We start from the raw sequence: 11171 nt of genomic DNA on the forward strand, positions 1-11171 counted from the left end.
CTTCAATACAGATTCAGTAAACCAGTCGATCACCCTTTCCCGCCATTCTGATCCAGTCATAAACGACATACCACCATCAGTTTATCCTTGCTCCCTATCCATGCAAGCGCATCACCAGAATTCCTGCTTATATCCAAACCTAATCTTCCTGGTCAAACAATGGAGTGGACAAATATCTTTCACCAAATGACGGAATCATTACGACAATCATCTTGCCGGCATTCAATGGTCGTTTTGCCACTTCTATAGCAGCCCAGACAGCCGCTCCTGACGATATGCCTACCAGCAACCCTTCCTCTTTCGCCATACGCCGTGCCATATTGAATGCATCTTCATCCGTGACACGTATTGCCTCATGAAATACGTTTTTATTAAGTACCTCAGGAATGAAACCAGGCCCTATTCCCTGGATGGCATGTGGCCCCCGGTCTCCACCGGATAATACTGGAGAACCGGCTGGTTCCACGGCAATCACCTGTACGCAAGAATAAATTTCTCTTAGCGTATCCCCCACGCCTGTGATTGTACCTCCGGTTCCAACCCCGGCAACAAAGATATCCAGCATCCCATCGGTATCCCGTATGATTTCTTCTGCGGTAGTAAGTCGATGGATAGCCGGGTTAGCCCGATTTGAGAATTGCTGCAACAACAGATAACGTGAATCGGCCTGCGCCATTTCTTTTGTTCTTCTCATCGCACCTGGCATGCCGTCTGGTCCCGGGGACAGAATGACTTCTGCACCATATGCCTTCATCAACATCCGCCGCTCACGACTCATGCTATCTGGCATAACAAAAGTACACTTATAGCCACGCGATGCACATATCATAGCAAGGCCGATGCCCGTATTACCTGATGTAGGTTCAAGAATTATCGTATCATGTTTGATCTGCCCTGCTTTTTCAGCCGCATCAATCATAGCCATGGCAATGCGATCTTTAACGCTGAGTGCAGGATTATAGTATTCCAGCTTGGCGAGAATAGTTGCATTTACGCCCTGAGTTACACGGTTTAATTGTACCAGTGGGGTATTACCTATCAACTCTGACACATTTTTTGCAATCTTCATCAACTCTCCCTGTTGTTTGTTTCACTTTCCTGTTGCAGGATGCCTAACAATATCCATCCTGTGGCAATTCAACCAAATCATACATCAGCAAAGGTTTTCCAGTCCAAGCATTTTGGATTTAAATTACATGTACTTCAAATCAGCACATAATTGATTCAACCGCCAATTTTACCTGTCCGCCTCCCATATCGTATTCGGAGAACAACTTTACGACCAACATCCCGGCAAACTGAATTTTAAATATTCACCCCAACAAAAACACATACTGTGCAACATTTTGATTTTTTATGCGGTCATACCAGGAATGCATATTCTGGCAAACCGCATGGTCTGAATCTCATGCCATTCATATCCAATTAGCCCCTAATTAGTATATTTCCTAATTTAATTGATCAAGAAAATTGCTGCCAACCCAAGAAATATAAAAAAACCTCCGCTATCCGTAATTGCAGTGAGCATCACGCTAGAACCGATTGCCGGGTCACGCCCTATGCGCTGTAAAAATAGCGGTATCATCAACCCAGCCAATGCCCCAAGAACCAGATTAAGCACCATGGCACCCGTTAGAATCACGCCCAGCAATACACTTTTATATAAAAAAAATGCGAAAATCCCGGCCATCCCTCCCCAAATCAGGCCATTAATTCCGCCGATGGTTATTTCTTTGCTAATCAATCGCCGTGCATTGGATTGATTAACCTGTCCCAATGCCAGCGAACGGATGATAATTGTAGCTGTTTGATTTGCTGAATTGCCTGCAATACCAGCGACAATCGGCATTAATGCTGCAAGTGCAACCAACTTTTCAATTGTATTCTCAAATTCACCTATCACCCGTGAAGCGAAGAACGCAGTGCACAGATTGAGCGCCAGCCACATCCAACGGTTCTTTACGCTCTTCCATACGGAAGCAAAAATATCTTCCTCTCCACGCAAACCAGCCGTATTTAATATTTCGCTTTCCGACTGTGAACGAATATAGTCCATGACCGTATTCACAGTAACCCTGCCAACCAGCTTACCATCTTCCTCCACGACGGGGGCAGAAACCAGATCGTAGCGCTCAAATGCCTGCGCAGCCTGTTCTGCCTTGTCATCTGGATGCAATTTAATGGTATCAGTCCGCATCAGCTTACTAACTGATTCTTCCGGCTCATTTACCAAAAGACGATTAAGTGGTAACACCCCCTTAAAAATATCATTCCTGTCCACCACAAATAACTGATCCGTATGATCAGGCATCTCATCAAAACGCCGCAGATAACGTGATACAACTTCCAGCGTGACATCCTCTCGTATCGTTACCATGTCGAAATCCATCAATGCCCCTACCGCATCCTCAGGATAGGACATCGCGGCACGCAATTGCTCGCGTTCTTCGATAGTGAGGGATTTGAAAACATCACGCATCACTGCATGGGGCAAATCATGAGCCAGATCAGCGATCTCGTCCGTATCCAGCTGTTCAGCGGCTTCACGCAATTCTTCGCGGCTCATGGTCGCAATCAATGATTCACGCACCGCATCAGAAACTTCGATCAGAATTTCACCGTCACGATCGGCCTTGACCAAATCCCATACCAGCAAGCGCTGCTCGATTGGCAGAGCCTCCAGAATAAAAGCGATATCGGAAGAATGTAAATTGGCGAGCTTATCCTGCAATTCAGCAAGATGCTGTTTATGGAGAATGGCCCCCAACAGCTCATGACGTTCCTGGCGAGGCATCTCCTGCTTGAGCGCCAAGGTTTCTACCAGAGCATGTTTTTCCAGCAGACTTTGCACCTGCTGCAAATGATGCTGCACATTTTCTGTATAGTGAGACTCGTGATTCTTGTTCATGACACTCAACCTAACGGATCGATCACAGTATAAAAATTAGATAGTCAATTCATAACTATAATTGTCGATGACCATCATGATTATCCAAATTTAGACATAACACTGTTATAAAGCACAATTAACAATCTGAATTTTAAATAAAATTCAATCTGTCCGCACTCATATCAGAAATTCTTGACTCAGGAAAGCTGCTCCCACTATTCAAATTTTCCCATTTCTGAGCAAATTCCATTTACCCGATTCATTCTATCCGCGTTAATTGGCTTCATGAAATGACATCTTCCCGCCAAAAACACAAACAAAATCAACAAAGCGTTACCCTCTCGGATGGTGTTTTGCATGAATCTGCTTTAGGCGTTCACGTGCAACATGTGTATAAATTTGTGTAGTAGAAATATCTGCATGGCCAAGCAAAAGTTGTACAACTCGCAAATCTGCCCCGTGGTTCAATAAATGTGTGGCAAAAGCATGGCGTAGCGTGTGTGGTGACAGCTGCCTCAGCACCCCACCATGCCTTGCATACCGTTTAATGAGATACCAAAACATCTGCCGCGTCATTTCCGTACCACGCCGTGTAACGAACATTGCATCATGACATTTATTGCCCAGCAAAACCGGGCGCACATCCATCAGGTAACGACGCAACCATTCCAGCGCATCTTCACCCAATGGCACCATACGTTCCTTATTCCCCTTTCCCATCACACGCACAACCCCCATATCCAAGCTGACTTGCTGAACACTCAAACCCACCAGCTCGGATACACGCAAACCACTGGCATATAGCACCTCCAGCATCGTACGGTCACGTACTCCTAGTGGCTTATCCACATCCGGCGACTGAAGCAATTTTTCCACATCTTTTTCAGTCAGCGTTTTTGGCAAATTACGAGGTAGCCTGGGAAATACAATTTGCAGGGTAGGATCTACAGTGATTGCTCCCTGCCGCAAGAGATAGCGAAACAGGCGCTTAAGGCTTGATATGACTCGCCGTGAACTGGCTGCTTTGGCTTTCTGATTGCTGATCAAATCAGCCAGGAACGCCTGAATATCTGCATGAGTTGCTTCCAGCACAGACAGATTGTGCTGCCTTGCCATCCAGGCAGCAAACTTAAGTAGATCGCGCCGATAGCTGTCAAGGGTGTTACGTGACAAACCGTCTTCCAACCAGAGACAATCTAAAAACTCGTCCAGGATCTCTGCGCTATTCATCAGATTTCTTAAATTTTTTGTAACAGCAAGCAGAAAATCCGCCCATGGCAACTATAAAAATACGCGCTTCTATTGCCTCTTCTCCTGATTCAGAAGAAAAACCAATCAGTCAACTCCCTTCGCAGCATCCGCACAAACCCATGCATCATTATGCCTGATTCTTTTCTAATACCCTTTGCCGCGCAACTTCAACACCGGGTTACCCTCGTAGCGGCATAGACCTACCGGAGTAATTTGGTTTCATGCATTAATAACCTGCGTTTAATATCTAACGCATGACCAGCTTTCTGGTGCATGAAACCGCCAATACCGACCTTGCTTACCACACGATGACAAGGTATGACTATTGGGATGGGGTTCGCTCCACATGCCTGACCAACAGCACGTGCGCTAGAACCAATTTCTGCCGCAATACTGCCATAACTGCTGGTTTGCCCGGACAAAATCCCGGACAGCGCATGCCACACCCCTTTTTGAAAAACAGTACCCTCTGGCTCAAGTTTAAGGTTAAAGGAAAAATCAGGGTCGATGAAATAGGCTATCAATTGTTCACACACGTCCTGAGCAATCCCTTGCTGTGGTTTCTGTGGCAAGGTGTCTGAATTCAAAAAATCAATCCCGACCAGCGCATCCAAACCGCAACGGATTCCAATTATCCCGATGGGTAACAACAATTTTGCCTGATAATTCATTAATCCACCTTATACAAACGCCCATCTAATTTAACTCAACCCTTACTTGAGCTGTGCCAAAATAAAAAATTTACGTTATCCGAAAAAAATCTATTACCGGGTAGGCCCTGTACAAATGAAATTTGCAAAAACGTCCCCATTCGGTTTCAGGCACGAAAACAATCAGCGAAGTCATCATTCATTGAACGTAAAATCTTCACCAGCATAAAACACTTCAAATATCTACCTTATCAGGAATAACATTGACTAAAATACTTGAAATTTCCTTTAAAATATTAGGGTTGCTTAATACAAGCAAATACAAGCAGAAATATTCGGCCAAAAAAAACTCCGGCATAACCGGAGTTGATTTGATTTACGGTTCCCGTTCCTGCTATCCCGTCTTGCGGCCCGGAAGTTTTTCCTTGATACGCGCCGATTTTCCAGAACGATTACGCAAATAGTACAACTTGGCACGACGTACATCGCCACGACGCTTAACTTCTATGCTGGCAATTGATGGAGAATACATCTGGAAAGTGCGCTCCACACCCTCATTAGCAGAAATTTTACGTACTATAAAAGATGAATTCAGCCCACGATTACGCTTTGCAATTACAACACCTTCATAAGCCTGCACGCGCCTGCGCTCACCCTCAACTACATTTACATTTACAACAACGGTATCTCCCGGTGCGAAATCAGGAATTACTTTACCCAAACGGGCAATTTCTTCTTGTTCCAGTATTGCAATCAGATTCATTTCATTTCCTTCTGTTTTACGGATGCTTGTTCCTGCTGGTACTCTGCCAGCAGCCGAGCTTCCTGTTCTGTTAACTGGCGCTGTGCCAGCAAATCCGGACGGCGCTGCCAGGTTCTACCCAGAACCTGCTTCAACCGCCACTTCTTTATCTCGGCGTGGTGCCCGGAAAGCAAGACTTCCGGTACATTCTCGCCTTCAAAAACTTCAGGCCTGGTGTAATGCGGACAATCCAGCATACCATCAACAAAAGAGTCCTGTTGCGCTGAGCCTGCATCTCCTAACACTCCAGGCAAGTGTCGTACCATGCTATCAATCAAAACCATCGCTGCCAGTTCACCGCCAGACAACACATAATCGCCTATGGAAATTTCCTCATCCACATACTGGCATATCAGGCGTTCATCCACACCCTCGTAGCGACTTGCGAGCAGAATCAGACTTTCATCCTGCTCTAAAAATTCTTTTACCACGCTGTAAGTAAGCTGCCTTCCTTGCGGAGACAGATGAATCACACGGCTTTTTAATGCACCCGCTTGCGCCTGAGATTGCTTCGCCTTCACAATTGCATGCGCCAGCGGCTCAGCCATCATCAACATTCCTGGGCCACCCCCATAGGGCCTGTCATCCACCGAACGGTGCTTATTGCTGACAAATTCCCGCGGGTTCAAAGTATGCAGCTCAAATCTTCCTTCTTCCGCTGCTCGCCGCGTTATCCCATATCGGGTAATTGCGTCGAACATTTCAGGAAACAGTGTTATAACATGAAAAATCTTTTTCACTACTCAGTGTTTTCCGCCCAGTCCACTGACCAATCCACCTGTATTTTTTTGCCTGACAGGTCCACTTTCCTGATTGCACTTGAAATAAAAGGGATCAATAGATCATCCTGATTGCGATTGGACGGGCTTCCCCTGACACACAACACCTGATTAGCGCCTGTATCAAGCAGGTTATCCACCACTCCCAAACTTTCACCTGCAAGATTCACCACCTGCAAGCCAATAAGGTCAGACCAGTAATATTCATCCTCGGAATTTTCAGGGAGGCTGCTTCGTGGCACCGCCACCAATAATCCCTTATATTTTTCAGCAGCTGATCTGTCATCAGTGCCTAAAAATTTGGCAACCAACCCCCTGCCATGCACAGCATGGTTTTCCACCCTAGCCTCAAACCAGGAGTCACTTCCATTTCCCAGCCACCAGACGGAGTATTCTCCAAGGCCATCCACATATTCTGTGTACGTCTTGATCTTAACCCAACCCAGAATACCCTGCGCACCTGCCACGTACCCCATGACAATCATGGGATCTTGTTGACTATGCTTTTGCTGCAGCACCAGAGCGCTTCACCAGCTTGGCAACGGCATCACTCATTTGCGCGCCCTTTTCCTGCCAGAATTGCACGCGATCCAACTGAATGCGCATACCATCCGGACCTTCAGGAGCCACCGGGTTATAAAAACCAACACGCTCGATGAACCTTCCATCGCGACGATTACGAGAATCCGCCACGACCACATTGTAAAATGGGCGATTCCTGGAACCACCACGTGCAAATCGGATAATAACCATAAGTTTTTCTACGTGTATTGTTAGCAAATGCCAAAAAAAGATTTTACAATGCTCAGCCAAGTTATGGCAAGCAATATTAGCGATGCAACAGCACCTCCAGAACAAATTGAGTACCCAGATAAGCAAGCAATAAAAAGACAAATCCGCTCACTGTCCATCGCACTGCTGTACGCCCGCGCCAGCCTTTATAATAATGTCCGAGAAGCAGCACGGCAAACACACACCAGGATATAAATCCAAACAGCATCTTGTGATTAAACTGCCATGGTTTGCCGAATAATTGATCTGAAAAGATCACTCCTGATGCCAATGTCATCGTAAGCAACACGAAACCCGCGCCAATGATACGGAACAGCAAAATTTCCATGGTAAGCAATGGCGGCAACCCTTGCAGCGCTCGCGGAAGCGTGGCGTGGTGCAGATGTTTTTCAACAATTGACATCAGACCTGCATGTAACACCCCAATGGTAAACAGGCTGTAAGCAAACATTGCGGCAAGAATATGAGCCTCCAGTACAAATGACAGACCATTTACCCGCGGATGCAAGGTCGGAAACAAAGCCGGCAGCACCACCCCTACTGCCACCAGCGGCAGTACTAAAGCCTGCAGGCTGGCAATCGGGTAAAAAAACCGTGCGACCGAGTAAACCAGCATTGTCAACCACAAAATCAGCGATACCGCATTAACCAGCCCCAGGTTCAGTTCCCCCCCGCTGAACAGATTTCCATAAAGCAGATATGCATGGAGTACCAAAGGAACAACCACCATATGCCCAATCAGTCCGCCGTTCAGCGTATCTATTTTCCCCGCAGTCTGGGCGCGCCAGAAATAGGCTGCAAGCAGACTGTACGCAAAAAAAGTAATCACATAAAGCGGAAGATTCGACATTTTTAGTCAGGATGTTTTAGACTTCACCGATTCTACACTATGAACCAATGTTGCGGAAAACCGAGAGTACAACCATGCTAGACACCCTTACACAACGCCTTTCAAATGCAATTAAAAATCTTCGTGGACAAGCCCGTCTGTCAGAAAGCAACATTCAGGACGCACTGCGGGAAGTACGTCTGGCTCTGCTGGAAGCAGACGTTGCTCTGCCCGTGGTTAAAGAATTCACCACCCAGGTGAAGCAAGCCGCACTAGGAAAAGAAGTGTTGAGCAGCCTGTCTCCTGGCCAGGCATTAGTCGGTATCGTACATCGTGAACTGACCCGGCTTATGGGGGAACACAACGACGCTCTAAACCTTAATGCCGTCCCCCCGGCCGTAATCCTGATGGCTGGCTTGCAGGGCGCAGGAAAAACCACTACATGCGGAAAACTTGCGAAACTGCTGCGCGACCAGATGAAAAAAAGGGTTTTACTGGTAAGCTGTGACGTATATCGTCCTGCCGCTATCGAGCAGCTACACACCCTGGCACGGCAATTGGAAATCGATTTTTTCACTTCCGACATTAGCCAGAAACCGCAGGAAATCGCGCTGGCTGCACTGGATTACGCACGCAGACATCATCACGACGTATTAATTGTGGACACGGCCGGTCGCCTTACGGTAAATGCGGCAATGATGGAAGAGATCCAGGACTTGCACGCAGCTCTTAACCCCATTGAAACCCTGTTTATTGTAGACGCCATGACCGGTCAGGATGCCATAAACACGGCAAAGGCTTTCGGAGAAGCGCTCCCGCTGAGCGGCATCATCCTTACCAAACTAGATGGAGATGCACGGGGTGGGGCGGCCCTATCCGTTCGTCATATCACGGGCAAGCCGATCAAATTTATCGGGATCAGCGAAAAACCTAATGGCCTTGAGGCATTCCATCCGGAACGCATGGCTTCACGCGTTTTAGGAATGGGCGATGTTTTGTCGCTGATTGAAGAAGCTCACCGTGAAGTTGATAAAAAAGAAGCAGAAAAACTGGCCAAGAAATTCAAAAGTGGCCAGGGATTTGACCTGAACGATTTCAAAATGCAAATCATACAAATGCGCAAAATGGGTGGCATGTCTGCTCTGATGGACAAACTGCCCGCTCAACTCAGCCAGGCTGCAGCAGGTGCAAAGATGGACGATCGTGCCATTAATCGCATCGAAGGAATAATAAATTCAATGACCCTGCAGGAACGCGCTCAACCGGAAATCATCAAGGCTTCACGGAAGCGCCGGATTGCTGCCGGAGCAGGAGTCCAGGTAATGCATGTCAACCAGTTGCTCAGCCAATTTGAACAAACGCAGAAAATGATGAAAATGTTTAGCAAAGGAGGGGGGATCAGCAAAATGATGCGCGGCATGAAAGGCATGTTGCCCGGCAAGCGCTAAATATTTTCATCAGCCCTCACCTGCTTTAACCCAGAAACTCCTGGAACCATGTGAAATACAATTTCTGAACTGAAGGATACTGGGTCAGAGTTCAGCCTGAAATCCTGATATGTAGTAATCCAGACCGCATCTGACAGATTCTGTCTGATCTTCGGCCATTGCTGCCGGTGGCATCCAGATGAAACTACGACCGGTATGGAGTCATTACCGGACATAGGCGCTGAAATTATTCAGAACGGCTGCTTTCTCGATACGCGACTGCGCACTATCGACACACAGCGGACAACTGACATTCCGGAAAGCAGACCTTCAACGTTAAGTTGAGGGGCTCGCCCGCTTCTGGGCGAGTCCCGCTCGAACGACAGGTTAGCTTTCACCGATGATCACTCAGTGTTGAGTGACGACTATCGGTTCGTCCTTGGTAATTATCATCGTGTGCTCGTATTGTGCGCTGACAAGTTGCCATGCGCTCCAACCAAGGTCCATCCATCGGACGTCTCGGTCACCACGCGGCTCTTTGTTGAGAGGAAGGATTTGATGGTGATCACCATGCTTTCTCTCAAAATGCGTTTGTCCGTCGGATCATAGTACTACCCAGCAATGTGCTCGGGTTTTCGCGCAGGCCCGGTGGAATGATGGGTTATGCATTTTGGCTACTACTCAGCGGAATTATCCATTGGCAGCCAGTAACTTCCCTAAATACACTCATCGTAAGTATGGCGAAAAATAGACTGAATCGTTCAAGCTCGTAATCCTTAAATTGACTCATGCGATGTACGAAAGCAGTTCCTAGATAGCCAATTCCATTTGCTTCTAGCATTGATGAGTTGATGCGCTTAGCAAACTTAACAAGAAGTTGCCCGTTTTCCCGCTGTGCTTCTGGCTCAGTATTCTCGATCAGTTCAATAAGACTAAAGTTCTCGATCCGCTTTGGCTTGCTGCAAGCCTGGGAATATGTTCCTGCCTTAATGTATGTGTTTCTGTGGTGACCATTCAGTTCAGAAGCGCGCCGATAGTTGGTGTTGTCGATGATCGTACCCGCCATTTTTAGCTTGACTAGGTCACTCACATCTTCGACTGCTGGTGCGGCGTAAAGGACGACGGCATCTTGACCAAACGTAGCTTCGATGTGCGAGAGCAGCGCATGTTGTTCCGCGTACAAGCTATACCGGAAGTATTTTCTCTTCCAGAGATGCCACTCTGCTCCCGATGACATAGTGATGAACTGCGGACGCTTGTATTGGAACAGCAGATTCACTTTCATGGCTGGAATGTTATGAACCTCCTTGCTAAGGTAGCGCTCCATTTCGTTCGCAATATCCTGTAACTCAACGCCTGAAAATGGCGGAGAAAACCAAAACGGATACCCTAGCTTCCTCCACAAATGCCAACTTTTTGAGTGCGCAGCGGAGTCCAGACCAACGATGCCCTCTTGAACCTGACCAAGGGGAAAGTAGATTGAAGTCTTACGATCCAACTCATTGTTGAAGTAATTTTCAAAAGTCTTTTCTTCATATCGCGCATCCATTCCTATGCCCTCAAATGGCCGTAAAAATATGCATAACGTAAAATTAACCGGCTCCGCGCTTTTGCGGAGTCCGTGTTGAATGTCGAGTTGGGCGTTTGAATCGCCCCGGGTTTCGTGGAGGCTATTTGGTTTAAGTTCATGCCACCGTAGCGGCCTGTTTAGCGAGTTGCCGATAGTAGTTTACCTCAGCTTCTGCGGGTGG

11 protein-coding genes are annotated in these 11171 nt (G+C 47.1%); 1 reads left to right on the top strand and 10 read right to left on the bottom strand.

What is annotated here, in order from left to right:
• Positions 1-139: 139 nt before the first annotated feature.
• The 9 genes from cysK to KJA68_RS05175 form a co-directional block, all read right to left on the bottom strand.
• The gene (cysK, locus tag KJA68_RS05135) at positions 140-1069 is read right to left on the bottom strand and encodes a cysteine synthase A (RefSeq protein WP_213035864.1); all 930 of its coding nucleotides are present in this window, start codon (positions 1067-1069) and stop codon (positions 140-142) included.
• Between the two features lie 384 nt (positions 1070-1453).
• The gene (gene mgtE, locus KJA68_RS05140) at positions 1454-2908 is read right to left on the bottom strand and encodes a magnesium transporter (RefSeq protein ID WP_213035865.1); all 1455 of its coding nucleotides are present in this window, start codon (positions 2906-2908) and stop codon (positions 1454-1456) included.
• A 315-nt stretch (positions 2909-3223) separates the two neighbouring features.
• Entirely contained in the window at positions 3224-4120 is an 897-nt protein-coding gene (xerD, locus tag KJA68_RS05145) for a site-specific tyrosine recombinase XerD (protein ID WP_213035866.1), read from the bottom strand.
• 221 nt (positions 4121-4341) lie between these two features.
• Positions 4342-4812, bottom strand: a complete 471-nt coding sequence (locus KJA68_RS05150) for a methylated-DNA--[protein]-cysteine S-methyltransferase (protein ID WP_213035867.1) — start codon at positions 4810-4812, stop codon at positions 4342-4344.
• A 373-nt stretch (positions 4813-5185) separates the two neighbouring features.
• Complete coding sequence (gene rplS, locus KJA68_RS05155) at positions 5186-5554, bottom strand: 50S ribosomal protein L19 (RefSeq protein ID WP_213035868.1); 369 nt, start codon at positions 5552-5554, stop codon at positions 5186-5188.
• Entirely contained in the window at positions 5551-6333 is a 783-nt protein-coding gene (gene trmD, locus KJA68_RS05160; protein ID WP_213035869.1) for a tRNA (guanosine(37)-N1)-methyltransferase TrmD, read from the bottom strand. The genes rplS and trmD overlap by 4 nt, the downstream gene beginning before the upstream one ends.
• Positions 6333-6890: a ribosome maturation factor RimM gene (gene rimM / locus KJA68_RS05165; protein ID WP_320412103.1), complete on the bottom strand. Its 558-nt coding sequence runs from the start codon at positions 6888-6890 to the stop codon at positions 6333-6335. The genes trmD and rimM overlap by 1 nt, the downstream gene beginning before the upstream one ends.
• A complete protein-coding gene (rpsP, locus tag KJA68_RS05170; protein ID WP_213035870.1) occupies positions 6871-7125 on the bottom strand; it encodes a 30S ribosomal protein S16 in 255 nt (84 codons plus the stop codon). The genes rimM and rpsP overlap by 20 nt, the downstream gene beginning before the upstream one ends.
• 76 nt (positions 7126-7201) lie before the next feature.
• Entirely contained in the window at positions 7202-8014 is an 813-nt protein-coding gene (locus tag KJA68_RS05175; RefSeq protein WP_213035871.1) for a cytochrome C assembly family protein, read from the bottom strand.
• Between the two features lie 74 nt (positions 8015-8088).
• On the opposite strand from KJA68_RS05175, the gene ffh reads away from it, so the two are divergent.
• The gene (gene ffh / locus KJA68_RS05180) at positions 8089-9441 is read left to right on the top strand and encodes a signal recognition particle protein (protein WP_213035872.1); all 1353 of its coding nucleotides are present in this window, start codon (positions 8089-8091) and stop codon (positions 9439-9441) included.
• A 640-nt stretch (positions 9442-10081) separates the two neighbouring features.
• On the opposite strand, the gene KJA68_RS05185 is transcribed toward ffh, so the two are convergent.
• A complete protein-coding gene (locus KJA68_RS05185) occupies positions 10082-10969 on the bottom strand; it encodes a hypothetical protein (protein ID WP_213035873.1) in 888 nt (295 codons plus the stop codon).
• Between the last annotated feature and the right edge of the window lie 202 nt (positions 10970-11171).

The organism is Candidatus Nitrotoga fabula, from assembly GCF_905221025.1.
In the GTDB taxonomy this organism is placed as follows: Bacteria; Pseudomonadota; Gammaproteobacteria; order Burkholderiales; family Gallionellaceae; genus Nitrotoga; species Nitrotoga fabula.

Excerpts from the sequence above, each read along its gene's own strand:
- cysK (WP_213035864.1), bottom strand. The coding sequence starts at position 1,069 with ATGAAGATTGCAAAAAATGTGTCAGAGTTGATAGGTAATACCCCACTG.
- mgtE (WP_213035865.1), bottom strand. The coding sequence starts at position 2,908 with ATGAACAAGAATCACGAGTCTCACTATACAGAAAATGTGCAGCATCAT.
- xerD (WP_213035866.1), bottom strand. The coding sequence starts at position 4,120 with ATGAATAGCGCAGAGATCCTGGACGAGTTTTTAGATTGTCTCTGGTTG.
- KJA68_RS05150 (WP_213035867.1), bottom strand. The coding sequence starts at position 4,812 with ATGAATTATCAGGCAAAATTGTTGTTACCCATCGGGATAATTGGAATC.
- rplS (WP_213035868.1), bottom strand. The coding sequence starts at position 5,554 with ATGAATCTGATTGCAATACTGGAACAAGAAGAAATTGCCCGTTTGGGT.
- rpsP (WP_213035870.1), bottom strand. The coding sequence starts at position 7,125 with ATGGTTATTATCCGATTTGCACGTGGTGGTTCCAGGAATCGCCCATTT.
- KJA68_RS05175 (WP_213035871.1), bottom strand. The coding sequence starts at position 8,014 with ATGTCGAATCTTCCGCTTTATGTGATTACTTTTTTTGCGTACAGTCTG.
- ffh (WP_213035872.1), top strand. The coding sequence starts at position 8,089 with ATGCTAGACACCCTTACACAACGCCTTTCAAATGCAATTAAAAATCTT.
- KJA68_RS05185 (WP_213035873.1), bottom strand. The coding sequence starts at position 10,969 with ATGGATGCGCGATATGAAGAAAAGACTTTTGAAAATTACTTCAACAAT.